Source organism: Pseudomonas sp. GW704-F2, from assembly GCF_059423025.1.
Genome location: NZ_JBWKXO010000023.1, coordinates 1 through 25,715 on the forward strand (window position 1 = coordinate 1; position 25,715 = coordinate 25,715).

Sequence of the window (25,715 nt, forward strand, 5' to 3'; positions counted from 1 at the left end):
CTTCAAATCAATGGCCAGGCTCGCCCCCCCCGTACTGGCATCGTGTTTGAGCACCGCTTCACCGGCGCGGCCGCTGAACCGATCGGTAAACACCAGGGCGCGCACACCTGCCGCTTTTAACGCACCCGAGACGTCGATCTTATCGGTACCGCTGGTGAAGTCCTCAATCAGGTCTGGGCTCTGTGCGGCGGAGTCGCTGACGTTATCGTAGACAAACGTATCCGCGCCGCCGCCGCCCCTCAACGTGTCGGCGCCGGCACCGCCCTTGAGGCGGTTGGCCGCATCATTGCCGATCAAGGCATCACGACCGGCACCGCCGATCGCGTTTTCAATAACACATCCCTTGGCGACGGACACATTGCCCTTCAAGCCGCCCACGTCAGAGAACGACTCCGCATTCAGATCGACCTTCTGATCCTGGGAAAACCCGGAAAAATCCAGCGTATCCACACCGCCACCATCCCACACACAGAACACCGGTTTGTCCCTGGCGCTGGTAAGGCTCATCACTTCGCGCTCGGTATTGGAGTTGAAACCATAGACGGTGTCGGTCTTGCGGGTCTGGTGGTTGGCGCCATACAAGCGTTGCGCCGCGGCGATATCGTCCATCATCGGGGCAGACGGATTGAGCGATCTGAAGTCATGACCGGATTGATGGCGTTCCGACCAGTAACTCATCACGGTGCGTGCCTTGGTGTCCTGCGCGTAGACCGCGCCGTTTTGGTAGTTGGCACCGTCGCCGTTATAGCGTCCCGGATGTTGCAGGCCAATAGCGTGACCGATTTCATGAATAGCCGTGACCGAAAAGTGACTGCCCAGCGCAGGCGAAGCCGCCCCGCCCCGGGTGCCGATCGTGGCTGCTGTCCGATTCGTGGAACCATGAGGCAAGTCGGCAACCCCCCGGTCGCCGCGAGGGTTGTTGTGGATACTGAGCGCTCCGTCCGTACCGTTTGACTGCTCGCGGAAACTGATATTGGCCACATCCTGCCAGGCTTGCACTGCCTGGTGTACGCGCTGTTTCTGCTGGGCGGTGAAACTCGCGTCGACCGTGTAGTGCAAGTCGATCTTCTGATCGCCGTTACGGTCACGGAAACGATGATTTTCCCGCGTGATTTGTTTGGCCGCCTGGTCCGTCGTAAACGACGGTTTCTTCGAGGCCCCGGCACCAAACGGGCCGGGGTCCGATATTGGAAACCCCATGCGGGAAGTTACAGAAAACAGATCAGGTCCATTCATTGTGCGGCACTCGTATTATTAATGAATACACAAGAACACCGAATCGAATCGATCCGGAGATTAAGTATCAATAACCGCGAGCCGCGTTAAACCAGGCTCATCGTTATCGCCGATAATCTCGCACAGTGAAAAATAGCGGACCAACACTATTTTAGTTTCAGCTGAAACAACCACACGCTGCGTAACATGCAGTCAGACAACCAGGATTTTATTTGCAATTTAAACATCCAACCACACAACCGACTCACCAATACCGGGTTGCTTTTACAATAAAAAAACAAATTCTAAACAAATACCCGTCACTGGCTTACTTCAATTCCCGCCAGACAAAGACATATCCACTTAAGCTTCTTCACTGCGATAAACCCCGCCTGGGAGCGGGTGACAAGCCATGGCCATTCCCCGTAGGCTTTGCGCCGTACTGCGTCGCGATGCGCTCAATCACAAGCAAGGGACACCCGATGGACCGCCTGACCGCCATGGAAACCTTCGTCCACGTTGTCGAAACCGGCTCGTTCTCCGCCGCCGCCAAACGCCTGGGCATCGGCCAGCCCGCGGTGTCGAAGAGCGTCGCGCAGTTGGAAGCGCGCCTGGCGGTGCGCTTGGTACTGCGCTCAACCAGAGGCCTGACGCCGACCGAAGCGGGCCTGGCGTATTTCGAAAAAGCCAAGCGCGCCATCGATGAGGCCAACGAGGCCGACGACGCTGCCCGCAGCGCGGGCGCCGGGCTGTCGGGTAACTTGCGCATCAGCGCCGCCGTGACCTTCGCCAGCCTGCATATCCTTCCGCACCTGGGGCCGTTCCTGGAGCAGTACCCTGGGTTGAACATCGATGTGGTACTCGACGACCACAGCCTCAACCTGGTGGAAGAAGGCATCGACGTCGCCCTGCGCATGGGCAACCAGAACGATTCGGGGCTGACCGCACGCAAGATCGGGGCGTCGCCCTGCCATATCCTGGGCACCCCGGCCTACTTCGAACGCTTCGGCGAACCCGCCACGCCAGCCGATCTGCTGCGACACCAGGCGGTCATCTACACCCAGGGCGAGGGCGCGCGCTGGACATTTACCCGAGACGCCCGCGAATACCCGATCGTCGTCCATGGCCGCTTGCACATCACAGCGGCGGAAGGGGTACGTGCGGCTGTGCTGAACCACTTGGGCCTGACCCTGGCATCGGCCTGGATGTTCGCGCCGGAACTGGCCAGTGGCGCGGTGAAGCCGGTGTTGACCGACTGGCATTTGCCGGCGCGGGACTTATGGGCCGTGTTTCCGACAGGGCGGATGGCGAGTGCCAAGGCGCGGGCGTTTGTGGAGTATGTGGAACGGTTGTCAACGCGCTGACGGGGCCAGGTAGCGCAGCAAACACTCGACCGTATGCTCCAGCGGGCCGGAGTTATCCAGCACGAGCAACCCCGCCCCCATGCCGGCCAGCAACTGCGCCGTAAACCGTGCATTACGCGCCAGGCGCGCATCGATATCCGCCACCGACTCACGCCCCCGCGCCAGCAAGCGCTGGCGCAGCGCCGCCTGATCGACACTCAGCAACACCACCAGCAACGCCGGGTAACGCTCGCGGGCCTGCGCCAGGTGGGCACGGGAGCCGTTGACCAGCACATCCTCCCCCGCCGCCAGCCACGCGTCGATGTCCGTGGGTATGCCATAGGACAACCCATTGGCCTGCCAACTCAACGCAAACGCGCCTTCGGCTTGCATCGCGACAAACTGCTCGGCGCTCACCCCCTGTGCCGCCTCGCCCACCGCTTCCGCCGAGCGCGTAATCACCCGACGCACAATGCGACAGCCACGTTCGGCCAAACGTGGTCGTGCAGCGTCCAACAGGCTGTCCTTGCCCGAACCCGATGGCCCGATGAGATAGATCAACCTGCCCGCCATCAATACACCCTCTTCGCTTGTCTGCAGATTTGTTGCATGACCGACTACGTTTCACGGCGGCGGCCACAGTATCGAATTGTGACGCGCTACGCACTCGGTCAGGCGTGCGCGTCAGCAGATAGAAAACAGAAAGTAGAACATTCCGAACCTTCACTCAGTTAAATACTTAGGATTATTCCGTCAAGATATAGAACTCATCGCACAAATAAATTCAGCCAAGACTTTTCCTACAACTTCTGTGGCTTGCAGTTGTTAGAACGCACCATTAGCCTCTCGCAATCGCTGCTCATCAGCGATCGGGTTTGGTCGCCCGGGTGAGAATGGCGCACAGTGCCGCGCAAGCGGCATTATTGTGTTCGCGTTATGGCGAGCTGTGCGTGGGAGGGCTGCGGCCCTGCCGGGTTTCCATTCCCTGGTCGACCAACCTGCGTACAGCTCGCCACCCTTCTGCTTGGTCGCGGATGTGGTGAGCTCCACTGAATGGAGATTTACTGCATGAAAAAAGTCACGCCAAATCCCCCGTCATCCCCCTCGGCTGATAACCCGCAAACGCCCTCTGAAATCATCTTCACCGTTCGCTCCGGTCTCAGCACCGAAGCGGCCTTGAGCAATGCCAGCGAGATGCTTGAATCAGCGACGACCTGTGCGTATGACTGCGCTGAGCACCTTGATGGCTCAAGCCGTAAGCAGGTGTTGGCGGTGGTGCAGATGATGGAGATTGCGCAGTTATTGGTGGATGCGGCGCTGGATCACGAGTGTCCAGTGGACTGACAGGCTGCAGGCATGAAAAAGGCGACCCAAAGGTCGCCTTCTGTCACTGCGCGTACTGCTTGCTCAACCCCGGCGGTACGCCATGCACGTCGGTCTCTTCCCACGGCCCGTCCGGGCTGATGGAGCGGCTCCAGCCGTTGCTCCAGCGGTAGTAGGTGCGCTGGCGGTAGAAGGTGTCGGGCTGGTCTTCCAGCACATACACCTGCATCTTGCCGTCCCAGTGGCTGGCCGCGCCGGGTGGCGGGGCGAAGGTCGGCGACTTGCTCGGTGGCGCTTTCGCGGGTGCGGTGACCGGGCTGGAGGGCCTGGTGGCTGGCTTGGTCGAGGGGCCCGATGGGGGAATGGTCGGGCCGGTGGGTGCCGGAGGTGGGCGGTGGACCGCACAAGCGCTCAAGCCCAATACCAGGCTGAGCAGGGTGATGCGTGCAAGGGCGGTCATAGGCGTTTCCTCGAATTACTTGTCCGGACTGTCGATGGTCAGCTGCTGCAGCGCAGTGGTGGTGCTGGCCAGGGGTTGGCTGCGGCCGATCCACTCGCCAGTGGTCGGTTGACCGGCCCGGGATATGCGCGCAACCAGTTGGACTTCAGGGAAGTTGGACAGTTTCAACTGCGGCATCATTGCGTCGGCATCACCCAGTTCGACGGTGACCGGCAGGTCGGCGACGGTCACACGCTTGGCCGCCAGCGGCGCCGGCGGGCCGGAGACAGCGCGAGCGAAGATGAACACGCTGTCGCTTGGCAGGGCCTTGGCCTTGATGTCGGCGGAGAGGTCCACGCGCACTTTCATCACGGCTTTTTGGGCGACGGTGCCACCGCTCGCTTTCAGCCGCTCTGCCGCGCGGTCGATCCCGCCTTGCAGGGCGACGCGGGAGTTGTCTTCGGGCGGCAGTTGCGCCAGCAGGCGGCTCCAGTAATCGATCGCCTCCTGGTAGCGCTGGCCTTCAAAGGCCGCGATGCCAAGCAGACCGAGGCTGGTGACTTCTCGCGGGTCGAGCTTGAGGGCTTCGTCGGTCAGGGCCTGGACCTTGGGCGACCACTGCTTGTTGTCGGCGAAGTACTGGGCCTGGGCCCACTGGCCCAACAGCTCCGGCTGGCGCCCGGCCAGGGCCACGGTGCGCTCGAAGACCTTGGCGGCATCGGCGGAGCGGTCCTGGGCCATGTAGGCGCGACCGAGGAAGTACAAGCCTTCTGCCGAATCCGGCTGGGCGGCCGCGGCCCGTTCCAGGCGGTGGGTCATGTCTTCCATGGACACCGGTGGCTGGGAGAATTCGCGGGTCAGTTCGACCTTGTCGCTGGCACCGAAGTGCAGGTACAAGCCAATGCCCAGCACGGGCACCAAAACCGCTGCGAGCAACGGCAGCGGCTTGCCCAGGCGCGATTCGCGGGGCTTTTCCATGCCTTCGGTGTCGGCCAGCAATTCGCGCGCGGCTTCGGCGCGGCCGGTGTCGAGTTGCGTGGCGTTGAGCACGCCTTCGTCCTGCTGGGTTTGCAGTTCGGCCACGCGTTCTTGATACAGCGCCACGTTCAGCGCGGTGCGATCCTCTTCGCGCTGGGCACGACGGCCGCGCAACACAGGGATCAACAGGAAACTCAGGGCAATCAGAAGCAGCAAACCGGCTGCGAGCCAGAAATCAATCATCAGTCTTGGTGTCCAGCAATTGGTCGAGGCGTTGGCGCTCGTCGGGGGATAGCGCGTCGGAACCATCGGTAGGCGCGGCGCGGCGACGGCGGACGATCACCACCATCACCACCATGCCAGCCAGCAGCAGCCCGGCGGGGCCGAACCAGAGCAGTGCGGTCTTGCCGGTGAGGGCTGGCTTGTAGCGCACGAAATCGCCGTAGCGGTCGACCATGAAGTCGATGATCTGCTGGTTATCCTTCCCCTCCCCCAACATGCGGAAGATCTCTTTGCGCAGGTCGGCGGCGATGGGCGCGTTGGAGTCGGCGATGTCCTGGTTCTGGCACTTGGGGCAGCGGAGTTCCTTGGTCAGTTCGCGAAAACGCTCACGCTCGGCGTCATTGGCGAATTCATAGGTGTCGATGGCGGCGTGAGCCACGCCCGCCAGGCCCAGGGCCAATACGGCAGCAGCTAACCAGCGCTTCATGGCTTGGCCTCGTCGACCAGGGCCTGATACTTGGCGGCCAGTTGTTCGCGCCAGACGACTTCATCGATGACGCCGACATACTTGTCGCGGATCACGCCCTTGGCATCGATAAAGAAGGTTTCCGGGGCGCCGTAGACGCCGAGATTCAACCCCAGGTTGCCGTCTTCATCGCGGATATCCAGCTGGTACGGGTTGTGGAATTCCGCCAGCCACTTCAAGGCCGCCGCATTGTCGTCCTTGTAGTTGATGCCGTAGATCACCACGCCGTTCTCGGCGAGTTTGTTCAGCACCGGGTGTTCTACGCGGCAGGAAATGCACCAGGTGCCCCACACGTTGACCAGCGCCGGCTTGCCCAGCAAATCGGCCTGGGTCAGGGTCTTGTCGCCCTGCACCGTCGGCAGGGAAAACGCCGGGAACGGCTTGCCGATCATGGCCGAGGGCAACTCGGCCGGGTCCAGGTACAACCCGCGATACAGGAACACCGCCACCAGCAGAAACAATGCCAGCGGCACGACCATCAACCAACGCTTCATACCGCCGCTCCTTGCAGGCCCAGGGCTTCACGCACCCGGCTCTTGACCTTGACCCGATAGCGCCGGTCCAGCGCCGCGAGCACACCACCCAGACCGGTGAGCAAACCGCCGAACCAGATCCAGCGCACGAACGGTTTGACATGCACGCGCACCGCCCAGGCTCCTTCGCCCAGCGGCTCACCCAGGGCGACGTAAAGGTCACGGGTGAAACCGCCGTCGATCCCGGCTTCGGTCATCATCGAACTCTGCACGGTGTACAAGCGTTTTTCCGGGTGCAGCACGGCGACTTCCTTACCGTTGCGGACTACGCGCACAGTGCCTTTGTCGGACGTGAAGTTCGGCCCTTCGAAGTGCTTGGCGCCTTCGAAGATGAAGTGGTAACCGGCCAGGTCCATGGACTCGCCGGGGGCCAGGCGCAGGTCACGCTCGGCGCTGTTCTGGCTGGAGAGCACCACGCCGAGGGCACACACGGCGATGCCGATGTGCGCAATCTGCATGCCCCAATAGCTGCGGGTCAGGGTGGGCAGGCCTTTGATCAGGCCTTTGTGACGGGTCTTGTCGACGATGTCGCGCATGCCGGCCAGCAATACCCAGGCGGCGAGCATGAACGTGGCGAGGACCGCCCAGTTGAAGTCGCCATAAGCGATACCGGCGATCACGGCCAAGGCGGCGCTGCCCAGCAGCACCGGGGTCAGCATGCCCACCAGCCATTTCACCGGGGTGTCTTTCCAGCGCACCAGCACGCCGACGGCCATTACCACCATCAACAAGCCCATCAACGGAATGAACAAGGCGTTGAAATACGGCGGGCCGACCGACAGTTTGGCGCCGGTCAGCGCATCCAGCACCAGCGGGTACAGGGTGCCGAGCAGGATCATCGACGCGGCCACCACCAGCACGAGGTTGTTGCCCAGCAACAGGGTTTCCCGCGACCACAGGTTGAAGCCGACCTGGCTCTTGACCACCGGCGCGCGCAGGGCAAACAGGGTCAGGGAACCGCCGACCACACACAGCAGGAACATCAGGATGAACACACCGCGGGCAGGGTCGGACGCAAACGCGTGAACCGAAGTCAGCACGCCCGAACGCACGAGGAAAGTGCCGAGCAGGCTGAGGGAAAACGCCGCGATGGCCAGCAACACCGTCCAGCTCTTGAACACGCCGCGTTTTTCCGTGACGGCCAGCGAGTGAATCAGCGCCGTACCCACCAGCCATGGCATGAAGGACGCGTTTTCCACCGGGTCCCAGAACCACCAGCCGCCCCAGCCGAGCTCGTAATAGGCCCACCACGAACCCAGGGTGATACCGATGCCGAGGAAGGCCCAGGCGACGATGGTCCATGGCCGCGACCAGCGCGCCCAGGCCGCATCGAGGCGCCCGCCGAGCAAGGCGGCGATGGCGAAGGCGAAGGCCACGGAGAAACCCACGTAGCCCATGTAGAGCATCGGCGGGTGGACGATCAGGCCGATGTCCTGCAGCAGCGGGTTGAGGTCATGCCCGTCCACCGGGATCTGCGGCAAGATGCGGCTGAACGGGTTGGACGTCATGATCAGGAACAGCAGGAAGCCGACGCTGATCATGCCCATCACTGCCAGCACCCTGGCCAGCATGACTTGCGGCAGTTGCCGGGAGAAGATCGACACGGCGAAGGTCCAACCGCCGAGGATCAGAGCCCACAACAGCAGCGAACCTTCGTGGGCGCCCCACACGGCGCTGAACTTGTAATACCAGGGCAAGGCGCTGTTGGAGTTGCTGGCCACATAGGCGACGGAAAAATCGTCGGTCATAAAGGCGTAGGTCAGGCAACCGAACGCGAACACCAGGAAGGCAAACTGGCCCCAGGCGGCCGGCTGCGCCAGGCTCATCCACAGGCGGTCGCCGCGCCACGCGCCGAGCAACGGCACCACGGCCTGGACGATGGCGAAGCACAGGGCGAGGATCATCGCCAAATGGCCCAGCTCCGGAATAAACAGTGCGGACGTCATCACTTAGCCCTCCTTGGCTGGAGTTGGAGCGGTTTGGCCGCTGTCTTTCAACGCTTTGGTGACTTCCGGCGGCATGTATTTCTCATCGTGCTTGGCCAGTACTTCATCGGCCACCACCACGCCATCGGCATTCAGTTTGCCCAGGGCGACGATGCCCTGGCCTTCGCGGAACAGGTCCGGGAGGATGCCGCGATACGTAATGGTCACGGCCTTGTTGAAGTCGGTGACCACGAAGGTGACGTCGAGAGAATCGCCGGAGCGTTTCAACGAGCCCTTCTCCACCATGCCGCCGGCGCGGATGCGCGTGTCCAGCGGTGCTTCGCCGTTGGCGATCTGGGTTGGGGTGTAGAACAGGTTGATGTTCTCCCGCAGGGCGCTCATCGCCAGGCCCACGGCAATACCGACGCCGGCCAGAATGGCAAGGATGATCAACAGACGCTTTCTACGCAGCGGATTCACTTTTCGGTCTCCCGGCGCAGACGACGCGCCTCTTGTTGCAGGTAACGCTTGCGGGCCAGGATCGGCACGGCAACGTTGAGGGCCAGTACCGCCAGGCAAATGCCATAGGCCGTCCAGACATACAGGCCATGGTGGCCCATGGCGAGAAAATCACTGAAAGAAGCAAAACTCATCCACGCGCTCCCAGGCTGCTCTGCACTTCGGCCTTGACCCAACTGGCGCGGGCTTCACGCTTGAGCACTTCAAGGCGCATCCGCATCAGCAGCACAGCGCCGAAGAAGCAGTAGAACCCCAGCACCATCAGCAACAGCGGCGCCCACATTTCCACGGGCATCGCCGGTTTTTCGGTGAGGGTGAAGGTGGCGCCCTGGTGCAGGGTGTTCCACCACTCCACCGAGTATTTGATGATCGGGATGTTGATCACACCGACAATCGCCAGCACCGCACAGGCCTTGGCGGCGCTGTCACGATTGCTGATCGCGTTGCCCAGGGCAATCAGACCGAAGTACAGAAACAGCAGGATCAACATGGACGTTAGTCGCGCATCCCACACCCACCACGAGCCCCAGGTGGGTTTGCCCCAGATCGCGCCGGTGACCAGCGCCACGGCGGTCATCCACGCACCGATGGGCGCGGCGCATTGCAGGGCGACGTCCGCGAGTTTCATCTTCCACACCAGGCCGACGATGCCGCACACCGCCAGCATCACGTAGCAGGACTGGGCCAGCATTGCGGTAGGCACGTGGATATAGATGATGCGAAAGCTGTTGCCCTGCTGGTAATCCGGCGGCGCGAAGGCCAAGCCCCAGACCAGGCCGAGGCCGATCAGCACTACGGCGGCGATGCTCAACCACGGCAGCAGCTTGCCGCTGATGCCGTAAAACCATTTGGGCGAGCCGAGCTTGTGAAACCAGGTCCAGTTCATTGCTGTTTCCATCACGGTTGCGTCTTGTGTTTGCAAGAAGCGTAGGGTCTTTCTTATGTTGAAGAACGGGTTACGCGTAACCCGACTTCATTATTCGCCGACGCTGATCTTCAGGCCGGCGGCTATGGCAAAGGGTGTCAGGGTTACCGCCAGGGCGGTCAGGCTGCCAAGCCACAGGAGGTAACCGGTCGCCGGCATGCCCATGAGCGCGGCTTGCAAAGCGCCGCTGCCGAGGATCAACACCGGGATATACAAAGGCAGAATCAACAAGGCCAGCAGCAGGCCGCCGCGTTTCAAACCCACCGTCAGCGCCGCGCCCACCGCTCCCAACAGGCTGAGCGCCGGCGTGCCGAGCAACAAGGACATGAGCAATACCGGCAGGCATTCACTGGGCAACCCTAGCATCATTGCCAGCAACGGCGAGAGCAACACCAGCGCCAGGCCGGAAAACGCCCAGTGTGCCAGTACCTTGGCCAATACCAGAAGTGGCAGGGGGTGCGACGAAAGGACCCACTGTTCCAGGGAACCGTCCTCGAAATCACTGCGAAACAGCCCGTCCAGCGAGAGCAACACGGACAAAAGGGCCGCCACCCACACCAGTCCCGGAGACAAGGTTTGCAACAGTTTAGTCTCGGGGCCGACCGCCAGCGGGAACAACGCGATGACAATCGCAAAGAACACCAGCGGATTGGCCAGTTCGGCCGGGCGCCGGCACAACAGCCGCGCCTCGCGGGCCACCAACAGCGCGAACACACTCATACCGACCACCGCCCCAGGTCCAGCTCGCGGTAACCGGCGGGCAGGCGCGTCAGGCTGTGGTGCGTCGTCAGCACGACGAGGCCGCCCTGCTCACAATGCCGCGCCAGATGTTCTTCCAACTGGGCGACACCTTGTTTGTCGAGGGCGGTGAAGGGTTCGTCGAGAATCCACAGCGCCGGGCCGGGCAGATACAGGCGCGCCAGGGCCACACGGCGCTGCTGGCCGGCCGACAAGGTGTGACAGGGCACATCTTCGAAGCCCTTGAGGCCGACGGCGGCGAGTGCCTGCCAGATCGCCTCGCGGCTGACCGGATGATGCAGGGCGCTGAGCCAGCTGAGGTTTTCCTCGGCGCTGAGCACGTCCTTGATCCCGGCGGCGTGGCCGATCCAGGTGAGGTTGCGGGCCAGCTCGGTGCGTTGTTCGTTCAGGGGCTTGCCGTTGAGCCGCACTTCGCCCGCCGTGGGCTGCATCAACCCGGCCAGCAAACGCAGGAGGCTGGTCTTGCCGCTGCCGTTAGGCCCGCTGATCTGCACCATGTCACCGCCCGCCAGGCGCAGGTCGAGGTGCTCGAACAGCAGGCGCAGGTCGCGTTCACAGGCAAGCGCTACGGCTTCAAGAAGAGGGCTGGTCAAAAGATCGCGGGCCTTTACGGTTCAAGTCGGCGGTGCTGCGGCCGTTATAGAAAGGAGCACAATAACGGCTTTGGCGACCGATTTTAGAGAGCTGGATCAAATAGTTGTGAGGTTTTTACCGCTCTCATGGCAGACGGGCCGCATTATACATGCGATGCCCTACGCTAAAGAGGGCTATTTCCCCTGAGACGACACGCACGATGACCGGTGAGATCAACCTTCCTACGCTTTCTCCTGCCCCGACAGCCGGGCCGGCCCCTGCGCCAGCGCCAGCAACCGGTGAGTTGCTGAAACTGCTGGAGCCGCAGATCGGCTTGATCGACCCGGGAAAAACCGCGAACGCCGAAGTCATCGCACTTAAACAAGGCGGCGAAGCCTTTCAGTTGCTGCTCAAATTGACCCTCGACGGTGGCCGCCAGACGCTGGTGCAGGCCAGCAGCCCGCAACCCTTGCCGCTGGGCAGCAATGTGGCGGTGAGCCAGACGTCCGCCGGTAACCTGACCCTCAGCCTGCAGCAGGCCTTGAGCGCCAACGTCGCCGCCCTCACCCGCATCGACACCACACAAATGCCGGCGGGCACCTTGCTGCAAGCCAAAGTCCTGACCAGCCAAGCGCTGCCCCAAGGCACCACGCAACCGACGATCTACCGTTCGTTGGTGACGGTGCTCAACAGCACCCTGGCCGGCACGACCCTGACCCTGGAAAGCCCGCAACCGCTACGCGTCGGCAGCCTGCTCAGCGCTGTGGTACAGGACACGCAGACCCTGAACTTTGTGCCCTTGAGCGGGCTCAAGGATCAACTGGCCGTGACCCAGCAACTCGCCACCCAGCAAAGCCGTCAGGGCTCGCTGGATGCGGTGTTCACCGCGTTGCAACGCCTGCCCCAGGACGACAGTACGTCCGTCGAACTGCGCTCGGCCGCCACGCGGCTGCTCGCGGCATTGCCCGACCTGGCGCAAGTCAGCAATCCCAAGGTGCTGGCGCAAGTCATCCAGAACAGCGGCGCGTTTCTTGAAGCCAAGTTGCTGGCCGGGCAAAACCCGCAAATTCCACCGCTGGATATGAAAGGCGCGCTGTTGCGCCTGGTCGCCGATCTGCTGCCCGCCCTGCCCGTCAGCACCAACCTCAATGCCATCCTCGCCGCCAACACCCTGGCTCAGATACTGCCCAACTTCGTGCGCAGCCCGCTGAACACCCTCGGGCAGATCAGCGCCCGCCAGGCACCCGCCGGTTTTCCATTGCCGGAGCGGCTGATGCAACGCCTGGCAGGCGAAGGCGACCTGGAAAACCTGCTGCGCCTGGCCGCCGGGGCCATCTCGCGGTTACAGAGCCATCAGTTGTCGAGCCTGGAACAGACCGGCACCACCGCCGACGGCCGCCTGCAAACCACCTGGCAGCTGGAAATTCCCATGCGGACCCTGCAGGACATCGTGCCGCTGCAGGTCAAGTTCCAGCGCGAAGAGCCCGCGCAGGACAAGGACCAGCCTGAACGCAAGGACAAAAAAGACCCCAAGCAGATGCTCTGGCGCGTGGAACTGGCCTTCGACATGGAGCCGCTGGGGCCGTTGCAGGTCCAGGCGCAATTGTCTCAGGGCAAACTGTCGAGCCAGCTGTGGGCGACGCGACCGTTCACCGCCAGTTTGATCGAAAGTCACTTGGGCAGTTTGCGCGAGCGCCTGGTGACGTCGGGCATCAATGTCGGCGACCTCGACTGCCACCTCGGCACGCCGCCACGCGGGCCGAAAACCGGATTGGAGCAACGCTGGGTGGACGAAACCGCATGAACAACGCCAACCCACCGCGCCACGCCATCGCCCTCAAGTATGACGGCCAACAAGCGCCGACCCTGACCGCCAAGGGCGACGATGCCCTGGCCGAAGCGATCCTCAAGCTGGCGCGGGAAAACGAAGTGCCCATCTATGAAAACGCCGAGCTGGTGAAGCTGCTGGCGCGCATGGAACTGGGCGACAGTATCCCGGAAGAGTTGTACCGCACGATCGCCGAGATCATTGCGTTTGCCTGGACGTTGAAGGGCAAGTTTCCGGCGGGGTACGATCCGGACGCCGAGCCGGTCGAGCGCGATGTCACCGAGCGTGGCGACGACTACTGAGTAGCCCCAGACAAACAACAATCCAAATGTGGGAGGGGGCTTGCCCCCGATGGCAGTGTTTCAGTCAACACATCTGTGGCTGATACACCGCCATCGGGGGCAAGCCCCCTCCCACATTCAGATCGGCTTCAGTTCAGGACTTCGCTCAGGGGAATGAAATTCACCCGGTCGCCAATCGCCAGCGTCGTCCCTTCCAACACCTCTACCAACCCTTGCGCCCACGCCGCACTGCGCAGCACGCCGGAGCTCTGGTTGCGATAGATGACCGCCTTGCCCTGCTCGATGCGCCCGCGCAAATATTCGCGGCGGTTGCCCGGTTTGGGCCAGACGAACCCCGCCGGCACCTCGAACCGCAGCGGCTCGACCTCCGCCACACCTTGGCGGCGCAGCAGATAGGGGCGTGCCAACAGGGCAAACGTCACCAGCGTCGACGCCGGATTGCCCGGCAGGCCGATCACCGGCACGCCACGAAAATGGCCGAAGGTCAGCGGTTTGCCCGGTTTGATCGCGAGCTTCCACAAGGCCAGCTCGCCTTCTTCACGCAGGGCAATGCCGAGAAAATCCGCCTCGCCCACCGACACACCGCCGGTCGACAGAATCAAGTCAACCGCGCCCAGGCCCGCCAGACACGTGCGCGTCTGGTCCAGGTCATCGGGAAGAATGCCCGCATCGATCACTTCGCATCCCAGGCGCTCCAGCCAACTGCACAGCACGCGACGGTTGCTGTTGTAGATCTGCCCTGGGCCGAGGGGCAGGCCGGGCTCGATCAACTCATCGCCGGTGGACAGCACCGCGACCCGCACGCGGCGTACCACGGCCAATTGGTCGAGACCGAGGGACGCAGCCAGGCCGAGTTCGATCGGCCCCAGGCGCGTGCCCGCGGTCAGCACCACTTCGCCGACGGTGGTTTCCTGCCCTTGCGGGCGAATGTTCTGACCGATATGCAACGGCTCGGTAAAGCTCACACGCGCGTCGGCGTGGACCACGGCGTTTTCCTGCATTTCCACGCAGTCCGCGCCTTGCGGCACGGGCGCCCCGGTGAAGATGCGCGCGCAGGTGCCGGCAGCCAATGGCGCGGGGGCCTGACCGGCGAAGATGCGCTGGCTCACCGCCAACGGTTCGCCCGTCCAGTCCGCCAGGCGCACGGCATAACCGTCCATGGCGCTGTTGGGCCACGGCGGCAGATCGAGGGTGGAGATCAAATCCTGCGCCAGTACGCGGCCATCACCCGCGGCCAGGGGCAATACCTGCTGCTCGCGAATCGGCGCGGCCTCGGCCATCTCGAGCAAGCGTTGCAGGGCTTCTTCCACCGGCATCAAGGCGCCGGTCTTGCCCGGCTTATCCACGGGATTCACAGGGTTCGGCCTGCTTCAGGTGCGGTACGAAGTTGCAGGGGCGGTGACGGTTGTCCAGTTGCTCAGCGAGGATGCCGTCCCAACCGGTACGCACGGCGTTGGTCGAACCCGGCAGGCAGCACACCAGGGTGCCGTTCGCCAGGCCGGCCAGGGCGCGGGATTGCACGGTGGAGGTGCCGATGTCGGCCACGGAGATCTGGCGGAACAGCTCGCCAAAGCCATCGACCTGTTTGTCGAGCAGGCAGCTCACCGCTTCGGGCGTGCTGTCACGGCCGGTGAAGCCGGTGCCGCCAGTGATCAGCACGACCTGCACCACGTCTTCGGCGATCCAGTGGGCCACCTGCGCGCGAATCTTGTAGAGGTCGTCCTTGAGCAGCACGCGCTCGGCCAGGAGGTGGCCGGCGGCGATCAGGCGGTCGACGAAAACCTGGCCCGAGGTGTCGGTGTCCAGGGTGCGGGTGTCGCTGACCGTCAATACAGCGATATTCAGGGGTACAAAGGGCGCATCTGCCTTGGCTTTCATGGCACGGTCCGGTTGTCGAAGGAACAGCCCGATGTTATATCACAGGCCCCTATTTACCTGCCGCTGCGGAACCCCCATGCCCGACGATTCTTCGCCTCTGCCCTGTTCGATTCTGCTGTTGGCCGGTGGCCGCGGCCAACGCATGGGCGGACAAGACAAAGGCTTGCTGGAATGGCAGGGTCAGCCATTGATCGCGCACTTGCACCACTTGGTGCGCCCACTGACCGACGACCTGATCATCTCGTGCAACCGCAACCCGGACCGCTACACGCCGTATGCCGACCAGTTGGTGAGTGACGACAGTACGGATTTCCCCGGGCCGCTGGCCGGTATCCGCGCAGGCTTGAACGCCGCCCGCCATGAGCACTTACTGATTTTGCCGTGCGATGTGCCGCATCTTGACGCTCGACTGCTCGCCGACCTGCGCAAGACGGCGCAGCGCAATCCGCGGCTGCCGGTGATGGTGCGCCACGGTGAATTCTGGGAACCGTTGATCTGCATCATCCCCACCCACCTGCAAAGCGCGGTAGAACAGGCCTGGCAAGCCGGTGAGCGCAGCCCGCGCAAGATTTTCCTGCAGTTGGGGGGCATCGGGCTGGAATGCCCGGCAGATGATCCGCGCCTGGCCAACCTGAACACACCTGCGCTGTTACACACCAGGCCTGGCGTGTCAGAATGACCCCCACACAAGGAACTTTGTCGACGCGCCACGCGTCACACAGTCAGCAATCAAAAAGAATTCTCTTGGAGACACACTCATGACTCAACGGACCATCGCCGCTTTCATGCTTGCACTGGGCCTCGCTACCCTTGCCGGTTGCGCCTCGCCAACAGTGATCACCCTGAATGACGGTCGCGAAATCCAGGCTGTCGATACCCCGAAATACAATGAAGATACGGGTTTCTACGAATTCGAACAGCTTGACGGCAAGCGCACCCGCATCAACAAGGATCAAGTGCGTACCGTTAAAGACCTGTAAGCCGCAACGCTTGCATACAAGGCCCGCCTCGCGCGGGCCTTGTCGTTTCTGCGGTTACCAGTCGAGCGTGATCTGGCTGCGGAAACTGCGTTCTGCACCCGTGACCGGATCGATAAAACGCACCCCCTGGGCGAGCAGCTTCAAGGGATTGGCGTAGTCGTCCACGGCATCCTTGATCACTTCGGGGTAGAACGGGTCATTGCAGATGCTCGCGCCGAGCGCCGTCATGTGTACACGCAACTGGTGCTTCTTGCCGGTCACAGGGAACAGCCCATAGCGCCATAAGTCGCCGTGGGTTTCGCGCACTTCCACGGCCGTTTCGGTGTTGCTGGCGCCTGGCCCTTCCTGCATGCGAAAGAACGGCTCGCCATCCACCAGACGGCTTTTGTGGACCAGCGGGAAGGTCAGGTTCGGCAAGGCCGGGGCGATGGCCTCGTAGAACTTGTCGATTTGACGCGTGGGAAACAACTGCTGATAGGCCGAGCGGCTTTGCGGGTTGGCCGAGAACAGCACCAGCCCCGCCGTATGCCGGTCGATGCGGTGCAGGGGCACCAGGGACGGGTTGTCCAGGCGGCGGATCAGGCGGCGCAACAGGGTTTGCTCGACATACTCACCCGCCGGGGTGACGGGCAGAAAGTGTGGTTTGTCCGCCACCACCAAGTGTTCGTCGGCGTACAGGATGGTTTCCTGCACCGGGATGACTTTTTCGTTCGGCACTTCGCGGAAGTAGTAGATGCACAAGCCTTCCTTGTAGGCCAGGTCCAGGCGGATCGGGCTACCCTGCAGATCCAGCACCCGGCCACGGGCGATGCGGTCCAGCCACTGCGTGCGGCCGATCGCCGGGAAATGCTCGCACAGGCAGTCGAGCACCGTCGCCCAAGGGCCAGGCGGCAAGTACAAGGTGCTGGCTTGATGCTGGGACGCGGAAAAACCGGAAGTGGACATGCGGATGCTCGAAGCCTGGGAAACAGGCCGGCATTATCCCGCATGGAGCGGGATTGAGCCTAGGGCGGATCTCAGGCCTTGGCCAATTGCGCCCGCAGAATCGGCGAAGCACTGGCGGCCTCGGTAAATTCCTTGAGCCAGCGCAGCACGTCTACCGCTTCCCAACGGCCCGGATCATATAGCGCGTACAGCAAGCCCTGGTAACCCACCACATCCAACTGCTTGTGATAACCGGCGCGCTGGAACAGCGCTTCGATCTCGGCAAAGCAGGTATTGAAATGCACTTTGTTAAACGGCGTCTTGCCTTCCGTGACCAGGCCGTCGAGGCGCAGCTCGTTCACCGCATCGCGCACAACGTCGGCGGACATGCGATTAACGCTGCTTTTCAGTTGTTCAACATTCACCACGGGCGTTCCCTCTATTCAATCGCTGTACAAACATACAGTAACCCAATATTGAGAAAGCTGCCATCGCCCAAGCGCTAGAATAGGAAGGCCACCACCTGCTCCGTGTCGAACGGCCAACCCAGTTCAGCCCCGGTATCCACCCGGCGCAGCACCGGAATCGTTAGGCCATAGGCTTCAAACAAGGCTTCGGAATCGGCGATATCCACCAGCTCAACCAGCAACCCATGTTCGACCAACGGCATGATTTCTGCTTCGGCGAGCTCACACAGATGGCAACCCAACGTAGTGAACAACTGGCATTCAGGAGGCATGACGACAGGACCTGATCAGGAATAGGCGCCCATTTTAGGCCGACTCTATAGCGCTGGCGAGCCGATAAACCCTGACCCAGATCACCATGGCCTATAACTGATTCAGCGATTCTCGCGGCTTTTTGTCCGCTCGCCCTGCAACGGAGATGCTTGTGTTCGCCAACCTGCTGATCATTCTGGCCTCATCCCTGGTGGTGATTGCGCTGTTTCGCCGGCTGCAATTGCCGCCCGTGCTGGGCTACCTGTGCGTGGGCCTGGCCGTGGGGCCGACCGCCCTCGACTGGGTGAATGACAGCGAAAACCTGCCCGACCTCGCCGAGCTGGGCGTGGTATTCCTGCTGTTTTCCCTTGGCCTGGAGTTCTCCCTGAGCAAGATGTTCGCCCTGCGCCACGTGGTATTTGGCCTGGGCAGCTTGCAAGTGCTGGGCTGCGGGTTGCTGCTGGGAGGCCTGTTGATGGCCTTTGGCGTATCGCCGAACATCGCCTTGATGCTCGGTGCGGGGCTGGCGTTGTCGTCCACGGCCATTGTCAGCAAAGAGCTGAGCAGCCTCGGGGAAATCTTCAGCAGTCACGGCCAGAACGCGATTGGCGTGCTGCTGTTCCAGGATGTAGTGGCGGTGTTGCTGCTGACCCTGGTGCCGGTGTTCGCCGGTGGCAGCGAGCAGGCCTGGTACTGGGCGCTGCCGTTGACGCTGGCCAAGACATTGTTGTTGTTCGTCGGCCTGTTGCTCGCCAGCCGCTGGTTATTGCCGCGTCTGTTCCATGAAGTCGCCGCCTCCCATTCGGCCGAGCTGTTTGTGCTGCTGGCGCTGGTGATCGTGTTGCTGACCGCCTGGCTCACGCACCTGCTGGGCCTCTCCCCGGCGCTTGGTGCGTTCCTGGCCGGCATGCTGCTGGGGGAAAGCCATTACCGGCATCAGATCGAGGCGGATATCCGGCCGTTTCGCGACATTCTGCTGGGGCTGTTTTTCGTCAGCATCGGCATGCTCATCGACCTGCAACTGTTCATCAGCCACAGCCTGCTGATCCTCGGCCTGACCTTCACGCTGATGCTGACCAAGGGCTGCGTGGTCGCGGCGCTGGTCAAACTGCGCGGCAGCGACCGCGAAACCGCCTGGCGCAGCGGCCTGGCCCTGGCCCAGGGCGGCGAGTTCTGTTTTGCGCTGATGGCGCAGATGCAACAGAGCCGGCTGATACCGGATGAGTTCAACGGCTTGCTGCTGGCCGCCACCTTCTGTTCGATGCTGCTGACCCCGCTTTTGCTGCGCGCGGCACCGGGCATTGCCCTGCGCCTGCACCGCAAACCCAACCAGCAGGTGCAACTCGAAGCCATCACCGCGCTCAACGCCGAGTTACGCGACCATGCGGTGATCTGCGGCTATGGCCGCGTCGGGCAATCCATCGGGCGCTTTCTGCACCACGAACAACAGGCGTTTATCGCCCTGGATGACAACCCGGAACGGGTGCAGGAAGCCGCCACCGAAGACAACAGCGTGCATTACGGCGACTGCCGCCGTGGCGCCCTGCTCAGCGCGGTCGGCCTGGAACGGGCGCGGCTGGTGGTGATCGCCGTGGATAACACCGAAGTCGCCCTGCTGGTGCTGAAGGAAGCCCGCCGGATCAACGCCGACGTACCGATCCTGGTACGCACCCGCGACGACAGCCAATTAGCCGAACTGAAAGCCGCGGGCGCCAGCGAAGTAGTGCCCGAGCTGCTCGAGTCGAGCCTGATGCTCGCCTCCCACGCCCTGATCCTGCTGGGCCTGCCGGACCAGCAGGTGCAAGCGCGGGTCGATGAGGTGCGGCACAACCGCTACCGTCTGCTGCACGGCTTCTACCCGCGGGCGGCCCCTGACGAAGAGGCGCCGATCAATCCTGACTGATCGCACCGATCTTGTGGATCGACAGGTCCGCGCCGTAGTACTCCTCTTCCTGGCTCAGGCGCAGCCCGTGTACGCGCTTGATCACGCCATACACCAGCAGGCCGCCGGCAAACGCCACCAGCACACCCAACGCGGTGCCGATCAATTGGCTGATCAGGCTGACCCCGCCCAACCCGCCAAGGGCGGTCTGGCCGAAGATGCCGCAGGCAATGCCACCCCACACGCCACACAGGCCATGCAACGGCCAGACACCCAGCACATCGTCGATCTTCCAGCGATCCTGGGCGGCAATGAAGCACCACACAAACAAGCCACCGGCGACAACCCCCGTGACCAATGCGCCCACCGGATGCATCAGGTCGGAACCGGCACAAATCGCCACCAGCCCGGCCAGCGGGCCGTTGTGCAGGAAGCCGGGGTCATTGCGGCCAATCACCAGCGCCGCAACCGTACCCCCGACCATGGCCATCAGCGAGTTGACCGCCACCAGGCCGCTGACGCCGTTCAGGGTTTGTGCGCTCATCACGTTAAAGCCGAACCAGCCGACAATCAGAATCCACGAGCCCAGCGCCAGGAACGGGATGCTCGACGGCGCAAACGCGACCAGGCGCCCTTCGCGATAACGCCCGTTGCGCGGCCCGAGCAACAGCACCGCCGCCAACGCCAGCCAGCCGCCCATGGCATGCACCACCACGGAACCGGCGAAGTCATGGAAGCTGGCACCGAAGGTCGCGAGCAACCAAGCCTGCACGCCGAAATTGCCGTTCCACACCATGCCTTCGAAAAACGGGTAGATAAACGCCACGATCAGCGCGGTAGCGCACAGTTGCGGAACAAATCGTGCACGCTCGGCAATGCCCCCGGAAATGATCGCCGGAATCGCCGCGGCAAAGGTCAGCAGGAAGAAGAACTTCACCAGACCATAGCCGTGATCGGCACTGATCACCGCCGCCGGTTGCATGAAGCTCACGCCATAAGAGATCCAATAGCCTATAAAGAAATAGGCCAGGGTGGAGATCGCGAAGTCACTGAGGATTTTCGACAGGGCGTTGACTTGGTTCTTCTGACGCACGGTGCCGACTTCGAGGAAGGCAAAACCGGCGTGCATGGCCAAAACCATGACCGCACCGATCAGAATGAACAGGGTGTTGGAGCTGTGGACAAGGGTGTCCACTGCGCTTTGCAGATTTTCCATGGAGGTTGGCAGGCCTGCGATAAAGGCAAAAAGCACCAAAGCGGTTCAAGCCAGCGTTTCGCGCACTAAATTGGCACCACCGGCTCCGCCCCTCTTCTGAGGGCGTGAACCGCTTTAGCGCAGCGATCAGCACAATCGGCCATTCCCGACAGGGTTTTTCCGCGAGTTTCAGTTATATAGGGTAAGGTTTTCACCGGTTTGCGGCCCAACCGCCCAGATTCAGCGCAGCCCCAGAGGCCTGCGCACCAAGGCAAAGCAAAAGCTGTACCAGACATTTGCAATGAACCTTCACCGATACCGGTGACTCGAAACCACACGTACCGATCAGCCACTCACGGAGATAACCATGGCCAGCAAAACAGCACAGACGGCTCAAGAAATACTGATGGCGGATTTTCAAACGCTGGTCAGTGATACTGAAAAGTTGCTGGACGACACCGCCATCCTGGCCGGCGACCAGGCCGACGAGCTGCGCGCCAAGATCCACGACAGCCTGCTCAAGGCCCGTGAAACCCTGCAACTGACCGAAGACTCCCTGCGCGACCGCAGCAAGGCCGCCGTCACCGCGACCGAAGATTATGTGCAGGCCAACCCTTGGCAATCAGTGGGCATTGCCGCCGGCGTGGGCTTCTTGATCGGTCTGTTGGCTACAAGGCGCTAATCCTATGTCTATCGGCGAATCCGGCTCGTCCACGGGCCCAAGTTCAACGTCCCGACGCCTGGGCGCAGCCGTACTGGGCTTGCTGCACAGCCATGTCGAACTGTTCGGCATCGAGCTGCAGGAGCAGAAAGCGCGCACCGTCAGCCTGCTGCTGTTTGCCGGGCTGGCCCTGGTGTTTGCCCTGCTGTTGCTGGTGGGGTTGTCGACATTGGTGATGATTCTGGTGTGGGACACCGGCTACCGCCTGACCGGAATCATCTGCCTCTGCGTGTTCTATACCCTGGCCGCTGCATTCTGCGGTGTGCGCTTGAAGGCGGCGGTGTTCGATGAGTCCACGCCGTTCCACGCCACCCTCGAAGAGCTGGCCAATGACCGGGAGCGCCTGCTGCCATGAGCCTGACTGAAATCCCACCCACCAACTCGCGCCGGGAAATGCGCAAGGCATTGATCCGCCTGCGCATGGAAATGCACCGCCAGGAAATCCGCCACGAGTCCCAGCAACTGATGGCGCCCCTGAATAAGGTGCGCAACATGGGCCAACACTGGCAGGACAGCCTGGGCATCAAGCATGCGCCGCTGTGGGGCGTGGCCGCAGTGACGCTGATCGGCTTCTTTACCGGCAAGGGCGCCAAGGGCGGCAGTCTCAGCAGCCTGACCCGCCTGGTGCGACTGGGCGCCGGTTTGATCCCACTGATCAAATTAGCCATGCAGGGCGCCTCACGCAAAGGTTGAGGCTTGCTGGCTGCATTCTTGCAAACAGAATCGGCCCGGCCCTCGTCAACGAGGGCCGGGCACTTTGTTGCCAACGTTTTTAAGGAGGCCCCGTGATCGACGGGCAACCGCTCGCCTGCTTCCAACCCTTCATCGACACCGCCACCGGGCGCATCGCCGGCGTCGAGGCTCTCGGCCGCCTGCGCCAGGCTGACGGTCGCCTGCTGTCGGTCGGCCCATTGTTCGCCGACCCGCGCACCTCGGGCGTGGCCTTGCGGCGCCTGGACCGGCAGATCCGCGACAACGCCTTGAGCCGTCTGCACGAGGCACCGCAGGACTGGTTTCTGAGCCTGAATATCTCGCCGCGCTGGATCAATCGCCTGCGCGCCGGCCAGGCCCTGCCCAGTTTGCAACAGGTGCAGGCTCACGGCGTCGATCCACAGCGCATCGTGTTCGAGATCACTGAACTGGGCGGCGATATCCAGCGCCTGGCCGACGTGGTGGCGCGCTATCGCGAGGCCGGCGCGCGCATCGCCATCGATGACTTCGGCGCCGGTTATTCGCAACTCGACCGCGTGCTGGCGTTGCAGCCGGACATTCTCAAGCTGGACATGCGCCTGTTTCAGGAGGCCGCCAAAGGGGGCCCCAGCAGTGAAGTGGTGCGGGCACTGGCGCAAATGGCGGAAAAAACCGGCTGCTGGATCATTGCCGAAGGGGTGGAGACTGAGGCGCAGTTGAGTTTTGCGCTGGAATGCGGCTCGCGGTATGTGCAGGGCTATCTGTTTGCCCAGGCGCAACTGGACTGGTTCGCCGCCGATGCTTTCGTGCCGCGCTTCGCCCAACTGCGTGGCGCCTACGTGCAGAAAAAACTCGCCGAACGCGGACGCATCATGCAATTGCGCCAACAACTGGCCGAACTGATGAAAATCCTCCAGACCTGGGCCCAGGGCCAGGCGCCGCTGAGCCATTTGCCGCAATTGCCGGATTATCCCTGGCTGCTGCGGTTCTACCAGTGCGACCGGCATGGCACCCAACTGACCCCCAATTTCGAATGGCGCCAGGACGCCTGGCAAGCCGACAGCCGCTACCTCGGCCACAATTGGTCGTGGCGCCCGTATTTCTATCATCTGCTGGCCGAAGGCTGGGACGAGCGCCGCTTGACGCTGTCTTCGACCTACCGCGACGCCACCACCAACCAGTATTGCCTGACCGCCGGACAATTCTTCGATAACGGTCAGCGCTTGCTGTTAATCGATATCGACGCGGTCGGCCTGTAGATTTTCGCTTGCCCCGCCCACCCGGAACCGGGAAGCTGGGTGAGTCATTCACCGCACGGAGAGTACCCGCCTTGGATTGGCCCACCCTGCTGACTCGCGAACGTCTTGGAAAGCCCCTGCACAGCCCGGAAGAATTGGGCCGTAGCCCGTTTCACAAAGACCATGACCGCATCATTTTCTCCGGCGCGTTCCGCCGCCTGGGGCGCAAGACTCAAGTCCACCCGGTGTCGAGCAACGACCATATCCACACCCGTCTGACCCACTCCCTGGAAGTCAGCTGCGTCGGCCGCTCCCTCGGCATGCGCGTGGGCGAAACCCTGCGCAGCGCCCTGCCCGAGTGGTGCGACCCGAGCGACCTGGGCATGGTGGTGCAATCGGCCTGCCTGGCCCATGACATCGGCAACCCGCCCTTCGGGCACTCCGGCGAAGACGCCATCCGCCATTGGTTCCAGCAGGCCGCCGGGCGCGGCTGGCTGGACGACATGAGCGTGGCCGAGCGCAATGACTTCCTCAATTTCGAAGGCAACGCCCAGGGTTTCAGAGTGCTGACCCAGCTGGAATACCACCAGTTCGACGGCGGCACGCGGCTGACCTACGCGACCTTGGGCACCTACCTGAAATACCCGTGGACCGCCCGCCATGCGGACTCCCTGGGCTACAAGAAACACAAGTTCGGCTGCTACCAGAGCGAACTGCCGATCCTTGAGCAGATCGCCCACAAGCTCGGCCTGCCGCAACTGGAAGAACAACGCTGGGCGCGCCATCCGCTGGTGTACTTGATGGAGGCCGCGGACGACATCTGCTACGCGCTGATCGACCTGGAAGACGGCTTGGAAATGGACTTGCTGCAATATGCCGAAGTCGAGTCGCTGCTGCTCGACCTGGTCGGCGACGACCTGCCGCAAACCTACCGGCAACTGGGCGCCCAGGATTCACGGCGGCGCAAACTGGCGATCCTGCGCGGCAAAGCCATCGAACACCTGACCAACGCCGCCGCACGCGCTTTCGTCGAACAACAGGACGCCTTGCTCGCCGGCACCTTGCACGGTGATCTGGTCGAGCATATGCACGGCCCCGCCAAGCGCTGCGTGCTGGATGCCAAGGACATGGCGCGCAAGAAAATCTTCCAGGACAAGCGCAAGACCCTGCATGAAATCGGCGCCTACACCACCCTGGAAATCCTCCTCAACGCCTTCTGCGGGGCGGCGCTTGAACAGCACGGCGGGCGCACGCCGTCGTTCAAGAACCGGCGCATCCTCGACCTGCTGGGCAACAGTGCCCCCGACCCGGCCTGGTCGCTGCACGCCTCGTTCCTGCGGATGATCGATTTCATCGCCGGCATGACCGACAGCTACGCCACCGAGATGGCGCGGGAAATGACCGGGCGTTCCAGCCCGCAATAGATGACTGATCCAGCTGCCTGTTGCCTGAACAGAATCTACCTACGAAGGGAACAGAGCGGCCTGATCGAATCAGTACAAACACCCGATGAATAATCACGCACGCTCTTAAAGGGCATAGGGCGCCTTCCTACGCCCCGCCCAATCGCCGCTTGACTCACCGTGTGCCCTTCCTATGTTCAAGAATTGCCTTCGCATCCTGTTGGTGGAGGATCACCCCTTTCAGCTCCTGGCAACCCAGTGCCTGCTCAACAGCTTCGGCTTCGAGCACCTGACCCTGGCGGAAAACGCCGAACAGGCGATCCGCTTGATGACCCAGTCCGAACGGCCCTTCGACCTCATGTTGTGCGACCAATGCCTGCCAGATCTGCCCGGGCTTGAGTTAGTCGAAATCGCCGGTCGGCGGGGGTTTATCGCAGGGGCGATCCTGCTGAGCGGCCTGCCCCTGCCCGAACTGGCGAATCTGAAGACTCAAGCCTTACAACGTAACTTGCCGTTACTTGGTTATTTATCAAAACCGTTAAACCGGGACGAACTAATGACGCTGATAAGCCCGCTGTAAATGTAGGAATTTAAACATCTCCATATAGGAAAAACTTACCACAATAACCGCTTAACCGGTGGGCCAAGGCCCGAACCCACATCGCCGACCGAATT

At 62.4% G+C, this 25,715-nt stretch carries 31 protein-coding genes; 13 read left to right on the forward strand and 18 right to left on the reverse strand.

What is annotated here, in order from left to right:
- Positions 1 to 1,200 (reverse strand): M10 family metallopeptidase C-terminal domain-containing protein (locus tag AC07W0_RS19255; protein WP_102617970.1); only part of this gene is annotated, 1,200 nt, incomplete at its 3' end.
- A 497-nt stretch (positions 1,201 to 1,697) separates the two neighbouring features.
- On the opposite strand from AC07W0_RS19255, the gene AC07W0_RS19260 reads away from it, so the two are divergent.
- Complete coding sequence (locus AC07W0_RS19260; RefSeq protein WP_046486399.1) at positions 1,698 to 2,579, forward strand: LysR family transcriptional regulator; 882 nt, start codon at positions 1,698 to 1,700, stop codon at positions 2,577 to 2,579.
- On the opposite strand, the gene phnN is transcribed toward AC07W0_RS19260, so the two are convergent.
- A complete protein-coding gene (gene phnN, locus AC07W0_RS19265) occupies positions 2,568 to 3,131 on the reverse strand; it encodes a phosphonate metabolism protein/1,5-bisphosphokinase (PRPP-forming) PhnN (RefSeq protein ID WP_046486401.1) in 564 nt (187 codons plus the stop codon). The genes AC07W0_RS19260 and phnN overlap by 12 nt on opposite strands.
- A 495-nt stretch (positions 3,132 to 3,626) precedes the next feature.
- Here phnN and AC07W0_RS19270 point away from each other — a divergent pair, with 495 nt between their 5' ends.
- A complete protein-coding gene (locus AC07W0_RS19270; protein WP_046486404.1) occupies positions 3,627 to 3,902 on the forward strand; it encodes a DUF6124 family protein in 276 nt (91 codons plus the stop codon).
- 43 nt (positions 3,903 to 3,945) lie between these two features.
- On the opposite strand, the gene AC07W0_RS19275 is transcribed toward AC07W0_RS19270, so the two are convergent.
- The 10 genes from AC07W0_RS19275 to ccmA all read right to left on the reverse strand — a co-directional run bounded on the left by AC07W0_RS19275 (position 3,946) and on the right by ccmA (position 11,300).
- Positions 3,946 to 4,341 carry a hypothetical protein gene (locus tag AC07W0_RS19275; RefSeq protein ID WP_017849443.1) on the reverse strand — a complete coding sequence of 132 codons (396 nt, stop codon included), beginning with the start codon at positions 4,339 to 4,341 and terminating at the stop codon, positions 3,946 to 3,948.
- A gap of 15 nt (positions 4,342 to 4,356) precedes the next feature.
- The gene (gene ccmI, locus AC07W0_RS19280; RefSeq protein WP_057003715.1) at positions 4,357 to 5,541 is read right to left on the reverse strand and encodes a c-type cytochrome biogenesis protein CcmI; all 1,185 of its coding nucleotides are present in this window, start codon (positions 5,539 to 5,541) and stop codon (positions 4,357 to 4,359) included.
- Positions 5,534 to 6,007 carry a cytochrome c-type biogenesis protein gene (locus AC07W0_RS19285; RefSeq protein WP_017849441.1) on the reverse strand — a complete coding sequence of 158 codons (474 nt, stop codon included), beginning with the start codon at positions 6,005 to 6,007 and terminating at the stop codon, positions 5,534 to 5,536. Before AC07W0_RS19285 ends, ccmI begins: the two co-directional genes overlap by 8 nt.
- Entirely contained in the window at positions 6,004 to 6,540 is a 537-nt protein-coding gene (locus tag AC07W0_RS19290) for a DsbE family thiol:disulfide interchange protein (protein ID WP_017849440.1), read from the reverse strand. Before AC07W0_RS19290 ends, AC07W0_RS19285 begins: the two co-directional genes overlap by 4 nt.
- Positions 6,537 to 8,525, reverse strand: a complete 1,989-nt coding sequence (locus AC07W0_RS19295; protein ID WP_017849439.1) for a heme lyase CcmF/NrfE family subunit — start codon at positions 8,523 to 8,525, stop codon at positions 6,537 to 6,539. Before AC07W0_RS19295 ends, AC07W0_RS19290 begins: the two co-directional genes overlap by 4 nt.
- A 3-nt stretch (positions 8,526 to 8,528) precedes the next feature.
- Positions 8,529 to 8,984 carry a cytochrome c maturation protein CcmE gene (gene ccmE / locus AC07W0_RS19300; RefSeq protein WP_017849438.1) on the reverse strand — a complete coding sequence of 152 codons (456 nt, stop codon included), beginning with the start codon at positions 8,982 to 8,984 and terminating at the stop codon, positions 8,529 to 8,531.
- Positions 8,981 to 9,157, reverse strand: a complete 177-nt coding sequence (ccmD, locus tag AC07W0_RS19305; RefSeq protein ID WP_017849437.1) for a heme exporter protein CcmD — start codon at positions 9,155 to 9,157, stop codon at positions 8,981 to 8,983. The genes ccmE and ccmD overlap by 4 nt, the downstream gene beginning before the upstream one ends.
- Positions 9,154 to 9,909: a heme ABC transporter permease gene (locus AC07W0_RS19310; protein ID WP_046486406.1), complete on the reverse strand. Its 756-nt coding sequence runs from the start codon at positions 9,907 to 9,909 to the stop codon at positions 9,154 to 9,156. Before AC07W0_RS19310 ends, ccmD begins: the two co-directional genes overlap by 4 nt.
- 90 nt (positions 9,910 to 9,999) lie before the next feature.
- A complete protein-coding gene (gene ccmB, locus AC07W0_RS19315; protein ID WP_017849435.1) occupies positions 10,000 to 10,668 on the reverse strand; it encodes a heme exporter protein CcmB in 669 nt (222 codons plus the stop codon).
- A complete protein-coding gene (ccmA, locus tag AC07W0_RS19320; RefSeq protein WP_102617969.1) occupies positions 10,665 to 11,300 on the reverse strand; it encodes a cytochrome c biogenesis heme-transporting ATPase CcmA in 636 nt (211 codons plus the stop codon). Before ccmA ends, ccmB begins: the two co-directional genes overlap by 4 nt.
- Positions 11,301 to 11,500: 200 nt before the next feature.
- Here ccmA and fliK point away from each other — a divergent pair, with 200 nt between their 5' ends.
- Both fliK and AC07W0_RS19330 read left to right on the forward strand, forming a co-directional pair.
- Positions 11,501 to 13,084, forward strand: coding sequence for a flagellar hook-length control protein FliK (fliK, locus tag AC07W0_RS19325; protein WP_046384220.1), 1,584 nt, complete (start codon positions 11,501 to 11,503; stop codon positions 13,082 to 13,084).
- Entirely contained in the window at positions 13,081 to 13,410 is a 330-nt protein-coding gene (locus AC07W0_RS19330) for an EscU/YscU/HrcU family type III secretion system export apparatus switch protein (protein WP_102617968.1), read from the forward strand. The genes fliK and AC07W0_RS19330 overlap by 4 nt, the downstream gene beginning before the upstream one ends.
- A gap of 128 nt (positions 13,411 to 13,538) precedes the next feature.
- Here AC07W0_RS19330 and AC07W0_RS19335 read toward each other — a convergent pair whose 3' ends face one another.
- On the reverse strand, positions 13,539 to 14,765 hold the full coding sequence (locus AC07W0_RS19335) for a molybdopterin molybdotransferase MoeA (protein ID WP_102617967.1): 1,227 nt from the start codon (positions 14,763 to 14,765) through the stop codon (positions 13,539 to 13,541).
- Positions 14,749 to 15,288 (reverse strand): molybdenum cofactor biosynthesis protein B, encoded by a 540-nt coding sequence (gene moaB, locus AC07W0_RS19340; protein WP_017849430.1) that lies wholly within the window; start codon positions 15,286 to 15,288, stop codon positions 14,749 to 14,751. Before moaB ends, AC07W0_RS19335 begins: the two co-directional genes overlap by 17 nt.
- Before the next feature lie 76 nt (positions 15,289 to 15,364).
- On the opposite strand from moaB, the gene mobA reads away from it, so the two are divergent.
- Both mobA and AC07W0_RS19350 read left to right on the forward strand, forming a co-directional pair.
- Positions 15,365 to 15,967: a molybdenum cofactor guanylyltransferase MobA gene (gene mobA / locus AC07W0_RS19345; RefSeq protein ID WP_102617966.1), complete on the forward strand. Its 603-nt coding sequence runs from the start codon at positions 15,365 to 15,367 to the stop codon at positions 15,965 to 15,967.
- A 79-nt stretch (positions 15,968 to 16,046) separates the two neighbouring features.
- Positions 16,047 to 16,268 carry a YgdI/YgdR family lipoprotein gene (locus AC07W0_RS19350; protein ID WP_017849428.1) on the forward strand — a complete coding sequence of 74 codons (222 nt, stop codon included), beginning with the start codon at positions 16,047 to 16,049 and terminating at the stop codon, positions 16,266 to 16,268.
- A 54-nt stretch (positions 16,269 to 16,322) separates the two neighbouring features.
- Here the strand turns inward: AC07W0_RS19350 and AC07W0_RS19355 are convergent, their stop codons facing one another.
- The 3 genes from AC07W0_RS19355 to AC07W0_RS19365 form a co-directional block, all read right to left on the reverse strand.
- Positions 16,323 to 17,213, reverse strand: a complete 891-nt coding sequence (locus AC07W0_RS19355) for a pseudouridine synthase (RefSeq protein WP_046384224.1) — start codon at positions 17,211 to 17,213, stop codon at positions 16,323 to 16,325.
- Between the two features lie 71 nt (positions 17,214 to 17,284).
- Positions 17,285 to 17,620: a hypothetical protein gene (locus AC07W0_RS19360; protein ID WP_017529348.1), complete on the reverse strand. Its 336-nt coding sequence runs from the start codon at positions 17,618 to 17,620 to the stop codon at positions 17,285 to 17,287.
- Between the two features lie 74 nt (positions 17,621 to 17,694).
- Positions 17,695 to 17,931 (reverse strand): glutaredoxin family protein, encoded by a 237-nt coding sequence (locus tag AC07W0_RS19365; protein ID WP_017849426.1) that lies wholly within the window; start codon positions 17,929 to 17,931, stop codon positions 17,695 to 17,697.
- Between the two features lie 152 nt (positions 17,932 to 18,083).
- Between AC07W0_RS19365 and AC07W0_RS19370 the strand changes: the two genes are divergently transcribed.
- Positions 18,084 to 19,814: a cation:proton antiporter gene (locus AC07W0_RS19370; protein WP_046385334.1), complete on the forward strand. Its 1,731-nt coding sequence runs from the start codon at positions 18,084 to 18,086 to the stop codon at positions 19,812 to 19,814.
- Here the strand turns inward: AC07W0_RS19370 and AC07W0_RS19375 are convergent.
- Positions 19,801 to 21,009, reverse strand: coding sequence for an ammonium transporter (locus tag AC07W0_RS19375; protein WP_026140339.1), 1,209 nt, complete (start codon positions 21,007 to 21,009; stop codon positions 19,801 to 19,803). The genes AC07W0_RS19370 and AC07W0_RS19375 overlap by 14 nt on opposite strands.
- A gap of 346 nt (positions 21,010 to 21,355) precedes the next feature.
- Here AC07W0_RS19375 and AC07W0_RS19380 point away from each other — a divergent pair, with 346 nt between their 5' ends.
- From AC07W0_RS19380 to AC07W0_RS19405, 6 genes are all read left to right on the forward strand, one after another.
- The gene (locus AC07W0_RS19380; protein ID WP_017849423.1) at positions 21,356 to 21,670 is read left to right on the forward strand and encodes an ElaB/YgaM/YqjD family protein; all 315 of its coding nucleotides are present in this window, start codon (positions 21,356 to 21,358) and stop codon (positions 21,668 to 21,670) included.
- A gap of 4 nt (positions 21,671 to 21,674) precedes the next feature.
- Complete coding sequence (locus tag AC07W0_RS19385) at positions 21,675 to 22,064, forward strand: phage holin family protein (protein ID WP_017849422.1); 390 nt, start codon at positions 21,675 to 21,677, stop codon at positions 22,062 to 22,064.
- The gene (locus AC07W0_RS19390) at positions 22,061 to 22,402 is read left to right on the forward strand and encodes a hypothetical protein (RefSeq protein WP_017849421.1); all 342 of its coding nucleotides are present in this window, start codon (positions 22,061 to 22,063) and stop codon (positions 22,400 to 22,402) included. Before AC07W0_RS19385 ends, AC07W0_RS19390 begins: the two co-directional genes overlap by 4 nt.
- A gap of 92 nt (positions 22,403 to 22,494) precedes the next feature.
- Positions 22,495 to 23,658 carry an EAL domain-containing protein gene (locus AC07W0_RS19395; protein WP_017849420.1) on the forward strand — a complete coding sequence of 388 codons (1,164 nt, stop codon included), beginning with the start codon at positions 22,495 to 22,497 and terminating at the stop codon, positions 23,656 to 23,658.
- Between the two features lie 71 nt (positions 23,659 to 23,729).
- Entirely contained in the window at positions 23,730 to 25,061 is a 1,332-nt protein-coding gene (locus AC07W0_RS19400) for a deoxyguanosinetriphosphate triphosphohydrolase (RefSeq protein WP_017849419.1), read from the forward strand.
- A gap of 172 nt (positions 25,062 to 25,233) precedes the next feature.
- Positions 25,234 to 25,620 carry a response regulator gene (locus tag AC07W0_RS19405; RefSeq protein ID WP_017849418.1) on the forward strand — a complete coding sequence of 129 codons (387 nt, stop codon included), beginning with the start codon at positions 25,234 to 25,236 and terminating at the stop codon, positions 25,618 to 25,620.
- The last annotated feature ends 95 nt before the right edge of the window (positions 25,621 to 25,715 follow it).

Bases quoted from the DNA above. Each gene is read 5' to 3' on its own strand.
- AC07W0_RS19260 (WP_046486399.1), top strand. From the start codon at position 1,698: ATGGACCGCCTGACCGCCATGGAAACCTTCGTCCACGTTGTCGAAACC.
- phnN (WP_046486401.1), bottom strand. From the start codon at position 3,131: ATGGCGGGCAGGTTGATCTATCTCATCGGGCCATCGGGTTCGGGCAAG.
- AC07W0_RS19270 (WP_046486404.1), top strand. From the start codon at position 3,627: ATGAAAAAAGTCACGCCAAATCCCCCGTCATCCCCCTCGGCTGATAAC.
- AC07W0_RS19275 (WP_017849443.1), bottom strand. From the start codon at position 4,341: ATGACCGCCCTTGCACGCATCACCCTGCTCAGCCTGGTATTGGGCTTG.
- ccmI (WP_057003715.1), bottom strand. From the start codon at position 5,541: ATGATTGATTTCTGGCTCGCAGCCGGTTTGCTGCTTCTGATTGCCCTG.
- AC07W0_RS19285 (WP_017849441.1), bottom strand. From the start codon at position 6,007: ATGAAGCGCTGGTTAGCTGCTGCCGTATTGGCCCTGGGCCTGGCGGGC.
- AC07W0_RS19290 (WP_017849440.1), bottom strand. From the start codon at position 6,540: ATGAAGCGTTGGTTGATGGTCGTGCCGCTGGCATTGTTTCTGCTGGTG.
- AC07W0_RS19295 (WP_017849439.1), bottom strand. From the start codon at position 8,525: ATGACGTCCGCACTGTTTATTCCGGAGCTGGGCCATTTGGCGATGATC.
- ccmD (WP_017849437.1), bottom strand. From the start codon at position 9,157: ATGAGTTTTGCTTCTTTCAGTGATTTTCTCGCCATGGGCCACCATGGC.
- AC07W0_RS19310 (WP_046486406.1), bottom strand. From the start codon at position 9,909: ATGAACTGGACCTGGTTTCACAAGCTCGGCTCGCCCAAATGGTTTTAC.
- ccmB (WP_017849435.1), bottom strand. From the start codon at position 10,668: ATGAGTGTGTTCGCGCTGTTGGTGGCCCGCGAGGCGCGGCTGTTGTGC.
- fliK (WP_046384220.1), top strand. From the start codon at position 11,501: ATGACCGGTGAGATCAACCTTCCTACGCTTTCTCCTGCCCCGACAGCC.
- AC07W0_RS19330 (WP_102617968.1), top strand. From the start codon at position 13,081: ATGAACAACGCCAACCCACCGCGCCACGCCATCGCCCTCAAGTATGAC.
- moaB (WP_017849430.1), bottom strand. From the start codon at position 15,288: ATGAAAGCCAAGGCAGATGCGCCCTTTGTACCCCTGAATATCGCTGTA.
- mobA (WP_102617966.1), top strand. From the start codon at position 15,365: ATGCCCGACGATTCTTCGCCTCTGCCCTGTTCGATTCTGCTGTTGGCC.
- AC07W0_RS19350 (WP_017849428.1), top strand. From the start codon at position 16,047: ATGACTCAACGGACCATCGCCGCTTTCATGCTTGCACTGGGCCTCGCT.
- AC07W0_RS19355 (WP_046384224.1), bottom strand. From the start codon at position 17,213: ATGTCCACTTCCGGTTTTTCCGCGTCCCAGCATCAAGCCAGCACCTTG.
- AC07W0_RS19365 (WP_017849426.1), bottom strand. From the start codon at position 17,931: ATGCCTCCTGAATGCCAGTTGTTCACTACGTTGGGTTGCCATCTGTGT.
- AC07W0_RS19375 (WP_026140339.1), bottom strand. From the start codon at position 21,009: ATGGAAAATCTGCAAAGCGCAGTGGACACCCTTGTCCACAGCTCCAAC.
- AC07W0_RS19380 (WP_017849423.1), top strand. From the start codon at position 21,356: ATGGCCAGCAAAACAGCACAGACGGCTCAAGAAATACTGATGGCGGAT.
- AC07W0_RS19385 (WP_017849422.1), top strand. From the start codon at position 21,675: ATGTCTATCGGCGAATCCGGCTCGTCCACGGGCCCAAGTTCAACGTCC.
- AC07W0_RS19390 (WP_017849421.1), top strand. From the start codon at position 22,061: ATGAGCCTGACTGAAATCCCACCCACCAACTCGCGCCGGGAAATGCGC.
- AC07W0_RS19405 (WP_017849418.1), top strand. From the start codon at position 25,234: ATGTTCAAGAATTGCCTTCGCATCCTGTTGGTGGAGGATCACCCCTTT.